Below are 17,973 nucleotides of genomic sequence, written 5' to 3'. Positions count from 1 at the left end.
CGTGGTTACCGAGACTCCGTGGTCACTGAGACGAGTGCCGACCGTAGCTATCGAGATGAACACTGTCCGTAGCTGATCGGCTGCCGTCCGACTCACTGCGCGGTAGCCACGGACACCCCTGGTTCAGAGTGAAAGTAGCGTCGGATCGCCGGGCGATCGGTGGCGGACCGGTTCGGGCGGGGACGGGCCCGTCGTTCAGAGTGAAACGAGGTCGACGGTGTCCGCTCCGGATCTGACAGTGAGATGACTTTCACTCTGAACGAGGGGGGCCTCCCGATTCGGTTCCGAGAGAAGCGGCGAATCTGCGATCGAACGGAGCGGAAGAGACGGTGACCTTCCGGGTAAACGATTCTCTGAGAAGATGACTCTCCGGGATGATGCCGGATCGATGAGATTCGAGAGCGGGATGGAGCCGAGATGGAGTTGGTTGGGAGGGACTCCCCTCGTTCAGAGTGAAACGGGGGCTCGAGACGGGGGACCTTGCACTCGCTGCTGATAGCGGGGCGGGTGGGAAACGAGATTGCGCCTTCTGGCGCGAAAGGATATTTGTGCCATATATTTATTTCTTCATAGGAGATTGGTTCTCCTACCATAAAATATAATACTACTATATCTAGCCTATTTCTAGACTAGTAGAGTAGAAGTGAAGGTCTGAAGGTAAGAAGACACGTAGACGGAAGAACTCGAAATAGCTCGATAGTTATTGGACGAAATCGCCAGAACGGACGCTTTACTGCGAAGGACATCGAGCGACATCGGGCTGGTCGATCGATTGGCGTTGCGTGATCCATTCCGACACCGAGCCACTCCCGTCCCATCAGTGTACCGTTTCACTCTGAATGAGGGGTCCGGGTCCCTCGATCGAAGCGACGGTCCGTCGGCCTTCGTCCGGCCTTCAGTCTGATTCGGGACTGAGATTTTCTCGAGTCGTTCCGACCGATACGATGGTTTTGAGAACGTCTCGAGTCGGTCTATCAGTCTGAACTACCTTCCACAGATTTATTAGGTCGCTCTCCGAGCACGGAGACATGGCTGATCAGGCAGGGGACCCGCTTTTTCAATCACAGGATCCGATCTTCGATCGGAAGGAACTCCTCCACGTCGGACACGTCCCCGACGAGGATCGGATCGTCGGGCGGGACGACGAGATCGAATCCGTCGCCGCCGAGATCGGCGCGATCACGCGCGGCGATCCGCCGAACAACGTGATGATCTACGGGAAGACCGGAACCGGGAAGAGTCTCATCTCTCGTCACGTCGCGACGCGCGCTCGGAACGCCGCTCGAGACAACGGGATCGACTGCGGCGTGCTCTACGTCGACTGCTCGGAAGCGAACACGGAGACCCGGACGACGCGCCAGTTGGCGCTCAGTCTCAAAGACGGGACCGACTACCGGGAGAACATCCCGGTTCGGGGCGTCGGGACGATGGAGTACTACCAGCACATCTGGGCGATCCTCGAGGACTGTTTCGACGCGGTCGTCGTCATCCTGGACGAGATCGACAAACTGGACAACAGCAACATTCTGATGCAGCTCTCCCGCGCTCGCGAGGCCCGGAAGACCGACGCCTACATCGGCGTCATCGGGATCAGTAACAAGGTCAAGTACCGGGAGACGCTCGACGAGCGAATCGACAGTAGCTTCGGCCACCGCGAACTGTTCTTCCATCCCTACGACGCCTCGCAGCTCCGGGAGATCATGCGCAACCGCGAGGACGCCTTCCAACCCGACGTCCTCGCGGACGGCACGATCGAACTCTGCGCCGCGCTGGCCGCGAAGAAACACGGCGACGCTCGGAAGGCCATCGAGATCCTGAAAGAGGCGGGCGAACTCGCCCGTCGCACCGGGAGCGAGACCGTCTCGGAGAACCACATCAAGCAGGCCCAAGAGGTCGCGGAGATCAACCGGATCGAGGAACTCACCAGCGGCGCGACCGTCCATGCGAAACTCGCGCTCTACGCCCTGGCGAGTCACATCATCACCGGGGAGCGAGAGACGTACAAGACGCGGGAGATCTACCAGCGCTACGTCGGCATCTGCGATCTGGTCGCGACCGATCCGATCACCGAGAACGGCCTCTACCGACAGCTCAAGGAACAGGCGTTCCTCGGCGTCATCGAGTCCGAGAAGACCGGCGGCGGCCGCTCGCAGGGGAGTTACCTCCTCCACCGACTGGTCACCGATCCGAAGCACATCGTCAAGGCCGTCCGCCGCGACGCCTCGCTCGAGGAGCTGCCGACCTACGGCCGGCTCACCGAGACCGGACCGGCGACCGGCGGTCGCGATACCGACCTCTCCTCGTTCGACTGACCGCGGTCGCGACGCCACTTTCCCATCGGTCGATCGACGACGGTTGCGACACTGGCCGCTCGTCGTTCAACTGGCGACCACGTCCGACTCGAGCCTCGATCCACCCTCCCCCGCTCCGGACGCCTTTCACTCTGAACGAGGGGTGGGGGTCCCAGCGTTCGCTCCGAACGGACGGCGAGCGATAGCGAGCGCCGCGATCATCCCAGATAGAGATCGAACGGGGGCTCCAGTCCCTCGGTTCCGGGAACGACGCTGAAGACGAACAGCAGGTAGTACAGCGAGACGACGAGCAACACGACGCCGACGAGCCGATTGATCGGCCGACTGTAGCGGGCCAGCGTCCGCGTGACGCGTCGGCCGACCGGCTGAGAGACGAGGGCGAACGCCAGCAGTGGGGCCCCGATCCCCAGCCCGAACGCGAGGAAGCCGAGCATGACCTCGAGTCGCGAGTCGAACGCCGGGAAGGCGACCGTCGAACGGCCGAAAAACAGCGCGATCAGCCCCGGATTACAGGGGAGCACGGTCGCCCCGAAGAAGAAACCGTAGCCGAACGCCGACAGCGTCGGATACCGCGTGTGCGGCGGTTCGATCGTCGGTACTCGGGCGAATCCGCTCGGCGAGACGACCAGTACCGCGCCGACGACGGCGAGGACGGCGAAGGCGACGGGCGAAACCAGATCGACGGCGCTCGAGATTCCGGCTTCGAAGACGACGGTCCACAGGAGGCCGACGAGCGTCACGAACGCGAGTACGCCCGCGACGACGAGGCCGCCGAGCACCGCGACGGGCGTCTCGCGGTCCCCCTCGCCGGCCGACGCCAGATAGGCGATGAAGGCCGGGTAGAGCGGCACGACACACGTCGCGGTGAGCGGCGTCGCGAGACCGAGCAGGAAGAACTCGAGCAGGGCGGCGGTCGTCGACGTCATCGCGTCCTCGCGGTCGACGTCGATGGTGCAGTCGCCGGTCGTCGCGATCCGTTACGGCACTCGTTGCGCGGCGCCGACCGACTGCACTGGAACGCTCGAGGTACGCCACTCATCCGTCTAATCTGCGCTCGAGTCGGCCGATCCGCAGACGTCCGCGAGGATCGACTCGAGATGGTTGGCGTCGACTCTCTTCTCGAGCGTGTACACCTCGCTGCCGTCCCCACAGTCGAGGATGACCGGCGAGGACGCGCTGCTGTAGACTTCCTGTCCGAAGTCCGAGGCGAGAGCGCTGGTGACCTCGTCAGTCGCGGTTCCGAATCGCCAGTCGTAGCCCTCTTCGTCCGCGTAGTTCCGGAGATCTTCCGGTTCGTCGTTCGGATCGATAGTGAGGTCGACGATTTCGATGTCAGCGTTCGGATAGAAATCACCGAAGTCGCTGTGCTGGGACTGACAGACGGCACAGCCCGTCGCGAACGTGTGTACGATAACGGGACGGTCGAACTCCTCGATGCGATACTCCTCGCCGGTCGTCACGTCGGTCAGCGCCGTCGTTCGCCAGGTCGCCTCCTCGCTGACGTCGACCGCTTCGGGCTCCGGCGCGGGCTCTTCGTCTGACTCGTCGCCGTCGGTACTCGTACATCCCGCGAGCGCGGCGACCGATCCCGCGCCGACCAATCGGAGGATGTTCCGTCGAGCGACCGTATCGCGTCCAGTCGTCATTCGATGGTAACTCTAGCGCCGCGGACTAACAACAATTCTGGTACGCGTCTCGACATCTGTCGTCACCAGCCTGCGACGGAACGTCCTCGTCGCCCTCGCGCGACGCACCGTCTCGCTACGGCCAGAGTCCACGGGTCTCGTGGGCGCATGCGATCCGCTCGAGGGCCACGATATACGTCGCGTCCCGCCAGGTCACGTCCCGGGCGTCGTACTCCGTCTGAACGTCGTTCCAGGCCGTACGCATCTCGCTCTCGAGTTCGTCGTTGACCCGCTCGAGCGTCCACGCCCGCCGGTTGATGTCCTGGAGCCACTCGAAGTACGAGACGGTGACGCCGCCGGCGTTGGCGATGATGTCCGGAATCACGGGGATCTCGCGTTCCTCGAAGATGCGCTCGGCCGTGGTGGTCGTCGGGCCGTTGGCCCCTTCGACGATCATGTCCGCGTCGACGTCGCGGGCGTTCTCGCCGGTCAGGACGTTGCCGATCGCGGCGGGGACGAGCACGTCCACGTCCAACTCGAGCAGTTCCTCGTTCGTGAGCGTCTCGGGCGCGTCGTAGCCCGAGACCATGCCCGGGCTCTCGTCGTGGTCCTCGACATCGGTCGTGTCGAGCCCGTCGGGGTCGTAGATGGCGCCGTCGACGTCCGAGACGGCGACGACGGAGGCGCCGAGGTCCTCGAGGTACCGTGCCGCGTTGGCGCCGACGCTACCGAATCCCTGCACGGCGACGGTCGTTTCCTCGACGTCCCAGTCGTAGTACGCCATCGCCTCGCGCGTGATGATCCCGACGCTGCGGCCCGGCGCCTCCTCGCGGCCGTAGCTGCCCCCGACGATGGGCGGCTTGCCGGTGACGACGCCGGGAGTGGTCTCGCCCTGTTGCATCGAGTAGGCGTCCATGAACCACGCCATCGTCTGCGGATCCGTTCCCATGTCCGGCGCGGGGATGTCCGTCATCGGTCCGATCACCGGCCGCAGCTCCTCCGCGAAGCGCCGGGTGAGGCGCTCCTTCTCGTCGGCGCTGAGCTCCTTCGGATTGACGATGATTCCCCCCTTACCGCCGCCGAAGGGGAGGTCCATCACGGCGCACTTCCAGGTCATCCACATCGAGAGGCCGACGCACTCCTCTTCGGACACCTCCGGATGGTAGCGCAGCCCGCCCTTGTACGGCCCGCGCACGCTGTCGTGGTGGGCACGATATCCCGTGAACATCTCGCGGGAGCCGTCGTCGCGCTCGAGGGGAATCGTCACGCGGTGGACGCTCGTGGGGTGGCGCAGGCGGTTGACGATTCCCTCGTCGACGTCGAGGTGGGCCGCCGCGCGCTCGAGCTGGTGGCGGGCCGTTTCGACGGCGCTCTCCGATTCGGGCTCCGACTGTGAATCAGCGACTGTCATAGTAGAATCGAGGGATCCGTGATCTGGTCCTTGCCGGACCCCAGGCAAAACCCTTGGCACTGCACTCGTCTGCGTCGGCGTACGAGTCCCGTCTCCGCACCGCGCGCTGTACTCTGCTGGCGCGTCGGTCGCGTCCCTTCCATCGCCACGCCACGTTTGAAGCGACTCCTCGTGGTCGGGAACCGCGTGTCCATCGAAAGCACCAACCCGGCGACGGGCGAGGTCGTCGGCACCTTCGACGAGACTTCGAGTGACGATCGCGAGGCCCACCTCGAGCGCGCGGCCGAGACCTTCGACGAGTGGAGCGAGACCTCGGTCGAGCACCGCCAGCAACTCCTGTCGGCGGCGGCCGACGTCCTCCGCGATCGGAGCGAGGAGTACGCCGAACTGATGACCGAGGAGATGGGCAAGCCGATCGGGCAGGCCCGCGACGAGGTCGAGAAGTGCGCGTGGGTCTGTGACTACTACGCCGAACACGCCGCCGAGCACCTCGACGACGACGTCGTCGCGAGCGAGCCCGATGCACGGACGCTCGTCTCCTACGAGCCGCTGGGTCCGATCCTGGCGATCATGCCGTGGAACTTCCCGTTCTGGCAAGTGTTCCGCTTCGCCGCGCCTAACCTCGCGGCGGGCAACGTCGGTCTGCTGAAACACGCCTCGAACGTCCCGGGCTGCGCGGAGGCGATCGAGGACGTCTTCCGGGAGGCGGGCGCTCCCGAGGGCGCCTTCACGTCCCTCCTGATTAGCTCCGACGAGATCGACGAGGTGATTTCGGACGACCGGATCGCGGGCGTCACCATCACCGGTAGCGACGGCGCGGGCCGGGCGGTCGCCGAGACCGCCGGCAGCGAACTCAAGAAGAACGTCCTCGAGCTCGGCGGGAGCGACCCCTTCGTCGTCCTCGAGGACGCGCCGATGGACAAGACCGTCGAGACGGCGGTGCAGGCCCGTCTCATCAACAACGGCCAGTCCTGTATCGCGGCCAAGCGGTTCGTCGTCGTCGACGACGTCTACGACGAGTTCGTCGAGCGCTTCACCGAGGAAATGGACGCCCAGACGGTCGGCGATCCGATGAACGAGGACACCGATATCGGCCCGCAGGCCCGCGAGGACCTCATGGAGGAGCTTCACGGACAGGTCGAGGAGACCGTAGAGCAGGGCGGCGAGTGCCGAATCGGCGGCGAGCCGATGGACCGCGACGGCGCGTTCTACCCGCCGACCGTCCTCACCGACGTCCCAGAAAACGCGCCCGCGGATCAGGAGGAACTGTTCGGCCCAGTGGCGACGGTCTTCCGCGTGCCGGACGAGGAGGCCGCGATCGAGAAGGCCAACGACACCCGGTTCGGTCTCGGCGCCAGCGTCTGGACGGAGGATCTGGAGCGCGGCGAGCGCGTCGCCCGGCAGTTCGAGTCGGGCCTCGCGTTCGTGAACGAACTCGTCAAGTCCGACCCGCGGCTGCCCTTCGGCGGCGTGAAGGACTCCGGATACGGCCGCGAACTCGCTCGCGACGGCATCCGGGAGTTCGTCAACCGGAAGACGATCTGGGTGCAAGGCGACGCGGGAGAGGAGACGGAGATGGTCGAGTAGGTCAGTCCTCGGCGTCTCGGAACCGGTCCTCGTTGTAGCTGAGTTCGACGCCGTCGTCCTCGAACGTCCGCCACCACCATCGCCACACCAGCGCGTAGCTGGCCGAGGCGACCGTCACGTACAGCAACATCGGCTCCGGTGGCAGTGGCATCGTCCGGTTCTCCCCTCAAATACGGGGTCAGTTTCCGATACTACGTCATTCGTTATCAAGGTACGTGGTATGGGGGGAGTAAGACGATCGCGATGTCTCAGCCGTCGGACGGGTCGAGACGAGTACCGGCGGTTCGACGGCTCGAGCGGCGTCGGTTCCGCCGCACTCGGCCGGCCCTCCTCGAGCGGCGCTTTCGTCTCGAGAGTGGTGACTCGTTATCGTCACCCTGTGACGCCGAACCGATGCTCGAATCGACGACCGAGCCGACATCACAGGACGGCGATTCGCGGAACTGAGCTCCGTTGCCGAGTCCCTTCTGACGGCCTCGAACGACGGTCACCCCGGTACCGTCGAGAGAGCGACGGTCGCTACAGCACCGTCGAGATCACGTAGAGGTTGATACAGACGGCGATCGTCCAGGGGACGGCGAGTCCGGCGGGAACGATCGACCGATAGGCCGCGGGTAGCAACGGACGACAGACCAGTCCGATGCCGATCGCCAGCCCCTTGAGAGCGAACATCCCGACGAATCCGTAGCCGTCGATCACGCTGCGAGCGACCGGGTTCGACTCGACCAGTCCCAGACGGAGTCCGGCGAACGTCGTCAGGACGTCCCCGACCAGCGAGAGGCCGACGAGGACCCACAGGGCGCGCTCGAGGGCGATCGGCGAGACCTCGAGCGGGAGCTGGAACCGGGGGTAGGCGCCGTCGGAACTCATAGGCTCCCCGCCGGAGTCGAACCGGTCGTCGGGGCCGTCGACCGTCGGGAGCGCGTCACGAGCACGCGACGATTCCACGACTCGGGGTATTGTTATGAAAGCCGTAGACACCGTTTTCTCTGCGTAACACGCCGGTAATCGGTGACGAACGTCGTCGAACGGTCCGGGGAGCGAGTCGGAGAGACTCGCGGCACCGGCGCGATCGCTCGGCGGCGGTGTCCGTAGTTGAGGTAACTGCCAACAGTCTGCACGATTCACGTAGCAGACGCTGATCGGTCCAGTATGACCGTTAACAGTTCACAGGCGTGCCTCGGCTACGGGGAAGCGTTCCGGCGGTAGCAGCCGTATTCCGGCGGGTAATCGAACGATACCGAGGCTCGAGCGAGACGCCGAGCGTCGATCACGACGGTCGCAGCGGCTACTGGACTACGTCGGGAGCGACACAACGGGAAAGAGAGGAGACGGTTCGCGTCGACAGACCGCCACCGATCGTTGGGAGTTCGCCGCGAGGGATGAGGAGGATCGCGTGTCGTGGGACGCGAACCGATCGGGAGTGAGTCGTACGGCCGGCGGACGGATTCGACGTTCGGTCGCGGAAAATGCGACCGACGTCGCTCCGAATTCGCCTGGCCGTACCGCCTCCGTGGTCACCAGCACGGAGACATCGTACGCTGGGCGGCCGATCGACACCAACGCTCGCGTTCAGTCGTCCAGCTATTATATCGGGGCCGGTGCGCGCGATCGCCCGCCGGCTCGGCGGTAGCGACCGCTGACACCTCGAGCGGACGGGCGGCGATCGAGGTGGCCGACCGGCACCGGACTCGAAATCCGATCAGCGGCGCGTGACGCGAGTCCGCGACGGCAAACGGCAGATGCAGGCAGAATCGCTTTCGACGATTTCGACGTTATATCCGATCCGGACCGTCCCTCCCGTGTACGTGAACATTAGCTTTGACGCCACGGGGAGAATCCGAGTTGAACTCCTAGTAGCGGCATGGAACGTACATATACCGAGCATCTCGGCCACCGTCTCGCGACGATTCGAGATCGGATCGAGGCAGGCATGGACCGTCGCGAGTTTCTCCGGACCCTGATTACCGGCGGCTACGCGATCGGCGTCGGCGGACTGCTCGGCGTCGACGACTTTCTCGCGGCCGACGACGGAGAGGTTCCGATCGTCACCGCGCTCGTCAGACCCGATCCCGACGACCCCTGGTCGCTCGAGAAGCGAACGAAGTACGTTCCGGCGGAGTGGTACGCCGCCGTCGAGAAGGCGTTCGAACTGAACGAGTTGCTGGCGCGGACGGCGTTTACCGGCTACCTCGGCAGTGCGGTCGTTCCCGGCTCGTACGACAGCGCCACCGCGTCCGTCTCCGTCGGTATCTCGAGCGACGCGGGGTCGATCCGCGAGGCGCTCGACGGCCTCGCCGACGGCGTCTCGCTCGATATCGAGACGATCATCGATATCGACGACATCGAACAGGGCCCCGAGGACCTCGATCCGCGGCTCGCCGGCTCCGTCGTGAACGACGAGGTGCCGACCGGCGTCGCCTGCGAAACGGCCAATAGCCTCGCGACGCTCGGCCCCACGCTGTACGATCCCGACACCGAACGAGAGCTGTTCGTGACGGCCGAACACGCCTTCCAGGGCGGGGCGGAGGAATACACCGACGCGCTCTCGCTGCCCCTCGAGAATGACGACTCGATCGAACTCGGGACCGTCGACCGCGCCCACCCGGCCGAGGACGTCGTCGCCGTCGAGCCGAACGGCACCGTCGAGCCGTCGGACAGGATCGACACCTCGTCGACGGCCCGCGTCCGCGGCCAGTTCACGCGGCTCGGACTCGCCGATCTCGTCGCTCGCGACGCGGAACTCGAGAAGGTCGGCGCGGTGACCGGCCACACGGTCGGGAAGATTCAGGGGATCGACGCGGTCACCTGTTTCACCGACGACTTCTGTCGCTACGGCCAGATCCGCTGGGGCGGCGAGATGGACCTGACCGACGGCGACAGCGGTTCGGTGAGCTTCCACGCCGACCCCGAGGGCGACGACGACGAGGTGCTCATCGCCGGGTTCAACAACGCGCGGACCTGGTGGCCGGGCCAGAGCTACGTCTGGGGAGTCGGCGCCTACAAACTGACCGAGGAGCACGGCTATTACTTCTGACCGACGCTGTACCGATGATCGCTCACGACCACACGAACGCGACGTCCGCGTCCGCTATCACCGACCGCACGCACCGAATCCATGGCAACTGATACCGCCTCCGGCTCGAATCACGAATCGAACCGCGACGGCCGAACCGTGAGAGGCCTCGTCGGCACCGTCGTTCGACTCCTCATCGACCTGCTCGTCGCCACGGTCTGGGTCGTTTTCCTGACGCTGCTCTTCCTCGAGATCGGCTGGCCTCAGTGGGCGTTTTACGCGCTGCTCATCGCCGGGATCGGCGTCTACGTCACCGTGACGGCGGCGTGGCGCCGAGACCGAACCGACGAAGCGGACTGACGAACCGACGAACGGCCGGGACTCGAGCGTCTCGCCGCTAAAAGCGGTGCAGATATTACTCGAGCGTGTCCTCGAGTCGATCGATCAGTTCGGCGTTACCGACGTGGACCGGCGTCCGGTCGTGTAACGCGTCGGGCTCGACTGACAGCAGCGACCCGTCGCCGTCCGAGGACCGTCCCCCGGCGCGTTCGACGATGTAGCCGATGGGGTTCCCCTCGAACTGCAGCCGCAGTTTGCCCTCGGGGCGGGACTCGAGGCCGGGATACGCGAAGACGCCGCCGTAGGTGAGCACCTGGTTGACGTCGGCGATCATCGCGCCGCCGTAGCGGAGTTTGAGTTCGTCCTCGATCTCGCGGGCGTAGGCCTCGAAGTCCGCGGGCCAGTCGGGGACGCGGCCGCCGAAGCCGTAGACGACGGGGTCCTCGGGGAGCGTGACGTCCCGTTCGATGAGTTGGCGTTCGCCGCCGGTCATCTCGTACTCGGCGACGGTCTCCTCGGTGGCGATCACCATCGTCGTGATCGGCCCGTAGAGGACGTAGCCGGCCGCGACGAGCGATTCGCCCGGCGCGGGCAGCGCGGCGTCGTAGACGCCGAAGATCGTCCCCATCGCGTTGTTGGACTTGAGGTTCGACGAGCCGTCCAGCGGGTCGACGGCGACCGCGTAGGCGTCGCCCGCGTCCGGATCGCCGCCGCAGTCGACGACCGCGGGACGCTCCTCGCTGGCGTACTGTCCGACGCCGTCGATCGCAGCGAGTCGCTCTCCCAGCATCTCGTCGGCCCAGACGTCGGCCTCGGCCTGTCGCTCGCCGCTCGGGTTCTCCTCGTCGACGGTGCCGCGCCGACCGATGAGTCCCTGCTTGATCTCGGTCGCTGATCGGCTGACGGTCGCGACGACGTCCTCGACCGTTGGGTCCGATACCGTCATCACTACTCGGTCTGCTCGAGCGCGGCGTCGGCGGTTTCCTCCTCGTAGATGACCTTCTCCAGGGCGTCGAGAAGCTGCGTGGGGTTCTCGCGCTGCCAGACGTTGCGGCCGACGGCCAGCCCCGTCGCGCCGGCGTCGATTACGGCCTCGACGGTCGAAAGGAACTCGTAGTCGGAGGTCTTCGAGCCGCCGGACATGACGACGTTCATGTCGCCGGCACACTGTACCGCGTGAGCCATCGCGTCCTTGCTACCGGGATACTTGACCTTCGCGATGTCGGCGCCGAGCTCGAGGGCCAGCCGCGTCGCGTAGGAGATCGTCGAGGGTTTGGTGTCGTTTTTCAGTCCCTGTCCGCGCGGGTACGACCACATGACCATCGGGAGATCGTACTCGCGGCCCTTCTCCTGGGCGTCGCGGAACTCCTCGACCATCTCGATCTCGTGGTTCGAACCGCCGTAGACGGTAAAGCCGAGGGCGTCGGCGCCCAGTTCGGCGGCGTAGTCGACCGAGCAGTTGACCGCCGAGTCCGGTTCGCCCATCCAGAGGTTCGACGTCCCGTTGAGCTTCAACAGGAGGTTGACGTCGTCCTCGTAGCTGGGATAGTAGCCCTCGGCGATCCCCTTCTGGACGGCCATCGCGGAGACGGCGTCGTGGGTCGCCGTCTCGAAGACCGTCGACGGGTCGAGTTTCTCCGGGACGTCCTCGAAGTCGACCGGGCCGTGCTCTAACCCGTGGTCCATCGCGAGAATCAGTGACTTGCCGTCGCGAACGATCGGAGAGTCGTCGATCGGAATCATCTGTTAGACGGTGCACTAGGCCGCTATATATCTCTGATGGTCCGGATTATCGAAATTACGTACATTCGTAGTTATTAGGTCCGGGAGCGCCGATCGAGTCGCCGCGAGAGCCCGAGCGATTCGAGTCAGTCGGCGAGCAGTTCCCGCGCGTTGTGTCGCCACGTTCGAACGTGCAGAACGTCCAGACCGAGGGCGTCGGCGACCGCGAACGCGCTCACCGTCGCCAGCCGCTCCGCCGAGCGAACTCCGGCCTCGGCCAGGTCGTCGGCGTTATCGGGCCCGACGCCCGTGACGGCGGTCACCGGCGTCGGCTTCGGATACGGACGCTCCGCGGGCCGTTCGCGCTCGACCGCGGCGATCGGCGAGTGCTCGTACTCGAACGATTGCCAGTCCTCGTCCCCGCTGACCGCGATCCACTCGCGTTCGGCGGCCCCGAGACCCCGCACCTCGCTCGAGCGGCGCTCGAGGTCGCCGTCGCTGTCGCCCTCGAACGACCACGGCAGCGAGAACCGTCGTCGCAGCGCGTCCGCGGTCGCTTCGTCGAGCCCCGCGTCGAGCAACAGCCGGTAGGAGTACTCCTTCTCGCGGACCGCGTCGGGCTCGATGCCCGCGCTCTCGAGGCGCTCGCGCTCGCCGGACTCGAGGTCGCGGCCGCGACCGTCGCGGTCGCTTCGTTCCCCATCGTCCGCCCGATCCCGTCCCGATTCGTCGGCCGACTCGAGATAGTCGTCCTCGTCGAACGCGAGTTCGACGTGGTCGGTCTCCTCGTCGACGTCGCCGACGTCGATATCGACCGAGATACCGATCCCGAGATCGACGGTTTCGTCGGTGCTGTCGGTGTCTGTCGCGGCGTCGGTCTCGCTTCCCCCCTTCGCTCCCGGCTGGCTGACGGCGTCGTTCTTGTTCACACGGTTCACCAGTTACCGATAGCTCACACCCTCCATCCTTGAAGGTTACCCTCGAGCTGAATGTATCCTCAACCGAACGGTTCGATTCGCGCCTCGTCGACGGCCCGGCGATCAGTCCTCGAGCAGCGCCTCGAGTTCGGCGGCGAGGTTCTCGCCCATCGTGATCATCGCGTTGTCGCCGGGGTGGACCAGATCGGTGGTGAGCCCGCCGATCGTGGGGAGCAGTTCGGGGCCCTCGAGCAGGTGGACGTTGTCGTGGGTCGTTTCGGCGACGACCTCGCGGAGTTCCTCGCGGAATCGCTCGCAGCGTTCGGTCTCGCAGTTGCTCCGACAGACGTCCCGGGAGTTGCGGAAGATGGTGATCGCGACGACCGGTTTCTCGGGATGGGCGCTCGCCACGCGGTCGATCAGGGTCGCGGCCCGCTCGCGGAACTCCTCGGGATCGAACGTACCGACCATGTTCACCGAGACCGAGAGCGTCGCCACGTCCCAGTCGTCGCGCTCGGCGATGTGGTCGGCGATCGCGGCGTCGCAGTACGCGGTCCCACAGGAGCCGAGGTTGACGAGGTCGGCGTCCAACCGGCGCGCCGTTTGGCTGACGTAGGTCAGGTGCTCGGCCAGCGGCGCCTCGCCCTCGGTGATCGAGGTGCCGTAGGCGAGGTAGCGCCGGTCGGGGAGTTCCTCGTCGCGCGGCGGGCGGACGTCGCCCTCGAGGCCGTGGTAGACCATCGGCCCGCCGCGGTGCTCGCCCGGCAACTGAATCCGGCAGACCTGGGGATCGAAGGCGAGGTCCTCGACGGCCGACGGCTCGAGGTCGGCGAGCTTCTCTGGCAGCGAGACCTCGATCTCGGTCGGCTCGGAGCCGACGACGACCTCGGTCGAGCCCTGAATCGGGCCCCAGAAGACGCGGACGGTCCCTTCCTCGGCGCTCCCGCCGGGAACGGTCGAGAGCGTTACCGTCGCGGTGCCGTCGGGGACGAACCGGAGTTCGACGCCCGCGGGGTGGCGCATCCGCGACTGCGCGCCGTCGTTGAGTTCGCGCCGCACCGATTCCGGCACGCGCTGGAGCAACTCCCCGTCTCGACCCTCGATCGGTCGGCGATCGCCGACGTTGTGGAACTGGATGTTATCCTGTTGCATAGTTCAACCGAATTTCCCGATGACTTATAGTTCTAGTTCTCGGTTCCCGCCCCCACGTTTACCAGTCGGAGCGTAGAACTCGAGGCATGGTTCGCGACCGAATCGATCGGATCGGCGTCGTCGGCGCGGGAACGATGGGCAGCGGAATCGCACAGGTCGCCGCCACGCACGGCTACGACGTCGTGATGCGCGATATCGAGCAGGAGTTCGTCGAGAGCGGCTTCGAGACGATCGCGGACAGTCTCGGGCGACTCGAGAGCCGGGACGCCCTCGAGGACGACCCCGAGACGATCCGCGACCGGATCGAGGGGACGACGGTTCTCGACGACTTATCGGACTGCGACCTCGTCGTCGAGGCCGCGCTGGAGGAACTCGAGGTCAAGCAGGACGTCTTCGCCGACCTCGAGCGGGTCTGCGACGAGGACGTGTTGCTCGCGACGAACACGAGCACGCTCTCGATCACCTCGATCGCGAGCGACTTAGAGCACCCCGAGCGGGTGATCGGCCTGCACTTCATGAATCCCGTCCCGATCATGGAGGGCGTCGAGGTGGTCGTCGGCGAGAAGACGACCGACGAGGCGACCGACCTGGCCCACGACCTCGCCGAGGAGTTAGAGAAGACGACCTGGGAGGCCGACGACAAGCCCGGCTTCGTCACGAACCGCATCCTGATGCCGTGGATCAACGAGGGGATCCGGGCCTTCGACGAGGGCGTCGCCACGAAGGAGGACATCGACGCGGGGATGGAACTCGGCACGAACGTCCCCATGGGGCCGCTGACGCTGGCCGACCACATCGGGCTGGACGTCTGTCTGCACGCCTCCGAGACGCTCCACGAGGAACTCGGGGATCGGTACAAACCGGCCTACCTCCTCAAGCGGAAGGTCGAGGCCGGCGACCTCGGCAAGAAGACGGGAAAAGGGTTCTACGAGTACGAATAGCTCCACGAGTAACGCCCCGGGTCGGGAGCCGATACGAGCAGCGTCCTCGAGTCGGCAGCCGGTACGAGCAGCGTCCTCGAGTCGGCGGTTTCACCTCGAGTCCGGAGACGCGAGTTACCGGAGTCCACGGACGGCCCCTCACGTCGGTTCTGACACCGAATATTCTTCCCGTCTACGGACGTCGTTTCGCGCAATGAATCGATCGTCCGCCTCCGAATCCGACACCGAACGCGGGACCGAGCGCGATCGGCTCTCCGACCGCGTCCGCGAAATCGAGCCCCAGGGGATCCGCGTGATGTTCGAACTCGCCGCCGAGTACGAGCGCGAGCGCGGGGACGAGGCCGATCTCGTCCACCTCGAGTTCGGCGAACCCGACTTCGACACGCCGGCGCACGTCGTCGACGCGGCGTTCGAGGCCGCTCGCGACGGAGCGACCCGATACACCTCGAACGCGGGCCTCCCGGCGCTCAGGGAGGCGATCGCCGAGAAGCTGTCCGCCGACGGCGAGCTACCGGTCGATCCCGAGTCGGAACTCGTCGTCACGAACGGCGGCGTCGAGGCGCTGCACCTCGCGATCCAGACGGTCGCCGACCCCGGCGAGGAGGTCGTCGTGCCGACGCCCGCGTGGCCGAACCCGATCTCGCAGGCGAAGCTCGCCGACGCCGTCCCCGTCGAGGTGCCGATGCCGGCCGACGAGGGATTCGAACCCGACCCCGAGCGGATCGTCGACGCCATCGGTCCGAACACGGCGGCGGTCACGCTGACCTCGCCCTCGAACCCGACCGGACGGGCGTTCTCCGCGGACGCCATCGAACGCGTCGTCGACGCCGCCGCTGCACACGGCGCTTACGTACTCGCGGACGAAGTCTACAGGGAGCTCACGTACGACGAGATTCCGCCCCGCGTCGCGAGCGTCACCGATCGCGACGAACGGGTCCTCTCGGTCAACTCCTTCTCGAAGACCTACGCGATGACGGGCTGGCGCGTCGGCTGGCTCTCCGGCCCCGCCGACGTCGTCTCGCAGATCGCGAAGATCCACGAGAGCACGACGTCCTGCGTCAACACGCCCGCCCAGTACGCCGCGCTCGAGGCGCTGACCGGTCCGCAGGAGCCGTTCCGCGAAATGGCCGCCGCCTTCCGCTCCCGCCGGGACTACGTCGTCGACCGCCTCGAGTCGATCCCCCGCGTCTCCGTCGCCGAACCCGAGGGGGCCTTCTACGCGTTCGTCGACGTGAGCGAACTCGAGGGCTCGAGCGTAGACATTGCGAAGCGGCTCCTCTACGACGGCGGCGTTGTCACGGCGCCCGGACGGGCCTTCGGCGCCGGCGGCGAGGGACACCTCCGGCTGAGCTTCGCGAACGACCGCGACCGACTCGAACTGGGACTGGATCGACTCGAGGAACTGGTTCGAACCGAACTGGACGCCGAGTGATCGCGGGCACGCCGCGTCCGTGCTGTGACTGCCCGTGGAGAACACTCCGTCCCACCTCAGTGTTTTTATATCCTATATGAGTATATAGAAATATGCGCGTTCCCCGCCTCGCGATCGTCGCCCTCCTCTGTCTCGTCGGCACCGCTGGAATCATCGTCGTCGCGGGCGCACCGCCGCCGACGCAGCTCTGCGGGGTCTGTGGTTCCGAGATGACCGACGGAGCGGGGATCGACGGCGCGACCGGTCCGGGAACGCTCGATATCCACGTCGACGAGAGCGGCGATTCGCTGTGGCGGGCCCGCGTTCCCGTGGACTCGTCGGCCGTCGAGCGATACCGAACCAACGAGAGCGCGCTCGAGGCCGCGGTCGACGACGCGTGGGCGCCCTATCACGCGGCCGAGGGGGACGTCGGCACCGTCGAGTCGACGCTCGAGGGGGAGACGGTGGTCGTCGAGTACACCGTCGACGACGTCGCCAGGCCGGGCGCCGGCGACGCCTGGATCGTCGATTACTTCGCCGTCGGGACGTCGAACGCTCGCTACGGACGGACGGCCGAGCGCGTGACGATCCACGCGCCCGAGGGGGCGGAAATCACGAACCGCCCCGCCGACGCTGCGGTGGACGGGAACACCGCGACGTGGACGGACGACGCCGAGTTCGACAGGCAGACGTACGTTACCTACGGCAGCGGCGGCGTTTTCGGAGCGGCGGCCGGCTACGCCACGATCGGCCTCGAGGTCGGTCCGACGGCCCTCGAGCACGGGGTACGCGGCGGCGCCGCGCTCGGCCTACTCGTCGGATTCGTCGGCGTCGCGGTCTGTCGAACCGATCTGGGGATCGCCGTCTTCGACGCCGCGACGCTCGAGCGATCGATCGCAGCCGTCGGCGCCGTCGGGGCGGTCGGCTTCCTCGTCGTCGGCGTGGCCGCGACCGACGCCGGCCTCGCGCCGAGCGCCGTCGCGCTGGCCTCGCTCGGGGTCGGGTACGCCCTGCTGGGGGGCGGGGCGCGCCGCCTCGGCCGCCGGCTCGAGACCCGCGGGCTCCTCGGGCTCTCGCTCCTCGCGACGGTCGTCGCCGGCGGGATCGCCCTCCTGATCGCCGGCCCGCCGGTGTACGCGGTCCCGCTCTGGTTCGGCGCGGCCACCGCGCTCTGTCTCCCGATCGGGTACGCCGCCGAGCGCGGACGGTTCCCGGTCGCGCTCGTCGCGGGCGCCGCGCTCGCGCCGATCGCCGCGATCGCGAGCGTCGCTCCCGTCTCCGCGTTCGGCTACGGACCGGCCCTGTACGGCCTCCTCCTGTTACCGTGGGTCGCGGCCGTCGCCGCCTTCGGCTACCCGCTCGCGCTGCTCGGTCGACGGCTCGCGCTCGGCGTCGACTGACCGCGCGAGGTCGGAACCGAAACGAACAGCAACGGACGGAGACGCCCCTCGAGTCACGTTCCGTCACGATACCAGCCCCGATTACGCGCTGGCGATACGATGCTCGGAACGGGACGAACGAGCCGTTCGCACGGATGATC

16 protein-coding genes are annotated in these 17,973 nt (G+C 66.4%); 7 read left to right on the top strand and 9 right to left on the bottom strand.

Annotated features, from left to right (window positions below; genetic code table 11):
* Positions 1 to 1,028 precede the first annotated feature (1,028 nt).
* On the top strand, positions 1,029 to 2,312 hold the full coding sequence (locus tag WD430_RS01700) for an orc1/cdc6 family replication initiation protein (protein WP_339104308.1): 1,284 nt from the start codon (positions 1,029 to 1,031) through the stop codon (positions 2,310 to 2,312).
* Between the two features lie 197 nt (positions 2,313 to 2,509).
* Here WD430_RS01700 and WD430_RS01695 read toward each other — a convergent pair whose 3' ends face one another.
* From WD430_RS01695 to gdhB, 3 genes are all read right to left on the bottom strand, one after another.
* Positions 2,510 to 3,238 (bottom strand): cytochrome c biogenesis protein CcdA, encoded by a 729-nt coding sequence (locus tag WD430_RS01695; protein ID WP_339104307.1) that lies wholly within the window; start codon positions 3,236 to 3,238, stop codon positions 2,510 to 2,512.
* A gap of 117 nt (positions 3,239 to 3,355) precedes the next feature.
* On the bottom strand, positions 3,356 to 3,958 hold the full coding sequence (locus WD430_RS01690; RefSeq protein WP_339104306.1) for a hypothetical protein: 603 nt from the start codon (positions 3,956 to 3,958) through the stop codon (positions 3,356 to 3,358).
* 115 nt (positions 3,959 to 4,073) lie between these two features.
* Positions 4,074 to 5,348, bottom strand: coding sequence for a glutamate dehydrogenase GdhB (gene gdhB, locus WD430_RS01685; RefSeq protein WP_339104305.1), 1,275 nt, complete (start codon positions 5,346 to 5,348; stop codon positions 4,074 to 4,076).
* Between the two features lie 186 nt (positions 5,349 to 5,534).
* Between gdhB and WD430_RS01680 the strand changes: the two genes are divergently transcribed.
* Positions 5,535 to 6,935: an NAD-dependent succinate-semialdehyde dehydrogenase gene (locus WD430_RS01680; RefSeq protein ID WP_339104304.1), complete on the top strand. Its 1,401-nt coding sequence runs from the start codon at positions 5,535 to 5,537 to the stop codon at positions 6,933 to 6,935.
* A gap of 1 nt (position 6,936) precedes the next feature.
* On the opposite strand, the gene WD430_RS01675 is transcribed toward WD430_RS01680, so the two are convergent.
* Complete coding sequence (locus WD430_RS01675) at positions 6,937 to 7,086, bottom strand: hypothetical protein (protein ID WP_339104303.1); 150 nt, start codon at positions 7,084 to 7,086, stop codon at positions 6,937 to 6,939.
* Between the two features lie 368 nt (positions 7,087 to 7,454).
* Positions 7,455 to 7,805 carry a DUF5658 family protein gene (locus WD430_RS01670; RefSeq protein WP_339104302.1) on the bottom strand — a complete coding sequence of 117 codons (351 nt, stop codon included), beginning with the start codon at positions 7,803 to 7,805 and terminating at the stop codon, positions 7,455 to 7,457.
* Positions 7,806 to 8,799: 994 nt separating this feature from the next.
* On the opposite strand from WD430_RS01670, the gene WD430_RS01665 reads away from it, so the two are divergent.
* Positions 8,800 to 9,972: a hypothetical protein gene (locus WD430_RS01665; RefSeq protein WP_407067131.1), complete on the top strand. Its 1,173-nt coding sequence runs from the start codon at positions 8,800 to 8,802 to the stop codon at positions 9,970 to 9,972.
* 81 nt (positions 9,973 to 10,053) lie between these two features.
* Positions 10,054 to 10,311, top strand: coding sequence for a hypothetical protein (locus WD430_RS01660; RefSeq protein WP_339104300.1), 258 nt, complete (start codon positions 10,054 to 10,056; stop codon positions 10,309 to 10,311).
* A 55-nt stretch (positions 10,312 to 10,366) separates the two neighbouring features.
* Here the strand turns inward: WD430_RS01660 and WD430_RS01655 are convergent, their stop codons facing one another.
* From WD430_RS01655 to WD430_RS01640, 4 genes are all read right to left on the bottom strand, one after another.
* A complete protein-coding gene (locus WD430_RS01655; protein WP_339104299.1) occupies positions 10,367 to 11,236 on the bottom strand; it encodes a class 1 fructose-bisphosphatase in 870 nt (289 codons plus the stop codon).
* Between the two features lie 2 nt (positions 11,237 to 11,238).
* Positions 11,239 to 12,033 (bottom strand): class I fructose-bisphosphate aldolase, encoded by a 795-nt coding sequence (locus WD430_RS01650; RefSeq protein ID WP_339104298.1) that lies wholly within the window; start codon positions 12,031 to 12,033, stop codon positions 11,239 to 11,241.
* Positions 12,034 to 12,158: 125 nt separating this feature from the next.
* Positions 12,159 to 12,941 carry a hypothetical protein gene (locus tag WD430_RS01645; RefSeq protein WP_339104297.1) on the bottom strand — a complete coding sequence of 261 codons (783 nt, stop codon included), beginning with the start codon at positions 12,939 to 12,941 and terminating at the stop codon, positions 12,159 to 12,161.
* 111 nt (positions 12,942 to 13,052) lie between these two features.
* The gene (locus tag WD430_RS01640; protein WP_339104296.1) at positions 13,053 to 14,081 is read right to left on the bottom strand and encodes an SGNH/GDSL hydrolase family protein; all 1,029 of its coding nucleotides are present in this window, start codon (positions 14,079 to 14,081) and stop codon (positions 13,053 to 13,055) included.
* Between the two features lie 86 nt (positions 14,082 to 14,167).
* Here WD430_RS01640 and WD430_RS01635 point away from each other — a divergent pair, with 86 nt between their 5' ends.
* The 3 genes from WD430_RS01635 to WD430_RS01625 all read left to right on the top strand — a co-directional run bounded on the left by WD430_RS01635 (position 14,168) and on the right by WD430_RS01625 (position 17,833).
* Positions 14,168 to 15,022, top strand: coding sequence for a 3-hydroxyacyl-CoA dehydrogenase NAD-binding domain-containing protein (locus tag WD430_RS01635; protein ID WP_339104295.1), 855 nt, complete (start codon positions 14,168 to 14,170; stop codon positions 15,020 to 15,022).
* Between the two features lie 193 nt (positions 15,023 to 15,215).
* The gene (locus WD430_RS01630) at positions 15,216 to 16,454 is read left to right on the top strand and encodes a pyridoxal phosphate-dependent aminotransferase (RefSeq protein WP_339104294.1); all 1,239 of its coding nucleotides are present in this window, start codon (positions 15,216 to 15,218) and stop codon (positions 16,452 to 16,454) included.
* Between the two features lie 92 nt (positions 16,455 to 16,546).
* The gene (locus WD430_RS01625) at positions 16,547 to 17,833 is read left to right on the top strand and encodes a hypothetical protein (RefSeq protein WP_339104293.1); all 1,287 of its coding nucleotides are present in this window, start codon (positions 16,547 to 16,549) and stop codon (positions 17,831 to 17,833) included.
* Positions 17,834 to 17,973: the final 140 nt, after the last annotated feature.

Source organism: Haloterrigena sp. KLK7 (assembly GCF_037914945.1).
Classification (GTDB): Archaea; Halobacteriota; Halobacteria; order Halobacteriales; family Natrialbaceae; genus Haloterrigena; species Haloterrigena salinisoli.
The sequence above is the reverse complement of the archived record's forward strand: the minus strand, read 5'-3'. Positions and strand labels throughout refer to the sequence as shown.

Excerpts from the sequence above, each read along its gene's own strand:
- WD430_RS01700 (WP_339104308.1), top strand. The coding sequence starts at position 1,029 with ATGGCTGATCAGGCAGGGGACCCGCTTTTTCAATCACAGGATCCGATC.
- WD430_RS01695 (WP_339104307.1), bottom strand. The coding sequence starts at position 3,238 with ATGACGTCGACGACCGCCGCCCTGCTCGAGTTCTTCCTGCTCGGTCTC.
- WD430_RS01690 (WP_339104306.1), bottom strand. The coding sequence starts at position 3,958 with ATGACGACTGGACGCGATACGGTCGCTCGACGGAACATCCTCCGATTG.
- gdhB (WP_339104305.1), bottom strand. The coding sequence starts at position 5,348 with ATGACAGTCGCTGATTCACAGTCGGAGCCCGAATCGGAGAGCGCCGTC.
- WD430_RS01675 (WP_339104303.1), bottom strand. The coding sequence starts at position 7,086 with ATGCCACTGCCACCGGAGCCGATGTTGCTGTACGTGACGGTCGCCTCG.
- WD430_RS01670 (WP_339104302.1), bottom strand. The coding sequence starts at position 7,805 with ATGAGTTCCGACGGCGCCTACCCCCGGTTCCAGCTCCCGCTCGAGGTC.
- WD430_RS01665 (WP_407067131.1), top strand. The coding sequence starts at position 8,800 with ATGGAACGTACATATACCGAGCATCTCGGCCACCGTCTCGCGACGATT.
- WD430_RS01660 (WP_339104300.1), top strand. The coding sequence starts at position 10,054 with ATGGCAACTGATACCGCCTCCGGCTCGAATCACGAATCGAACCGCGAC.
- WD430_RS01655 (WP_339104299.1), bottom strand. The coding sequence starts at position 11,236 with ATGACGGTATCGGACCCAACGGTCGAGGACGTCGTCGCGACCGTCAGC.
- WD430_RS01650 (WP_339104298.1), bottom strand. The coding sequence starts at position 12,033 with ATGATTCCGATCGACGACTCTCCGATCGTTCGCGACGGCAAGTCACTG.
- WD430_RS01640 (WP_339104296.1), bottom strand. The coding sequence starts at position 14,081 with ATGCAACAGGATAACATCCAGTTCCACAACGTCGGCGATCGCCGACCG.
- WD430_RS01635 (WP_339104295.1), top strand. The coding sequence starts at position 14,168 with ATGGTTCGCGACCGAATCGATCGGATCGGCGTCGTCGGCGCGGGAACG.
- WD430_RS01630 (WP_339104294.1), top strand. The coding sequence starts at position 15,216 with ATGAATCGATCGTCCGCCTCCGAATCCGACACCGAACGCGGGACCGAG.
- WD430_RS01625 (WP_339104293.1), top strand. The coding sequence starts at position 16,547 with ATGCGCGTTCCCCGCCTCGCGATCGTCGCCCTCCTCTGTCTCGTCGGC.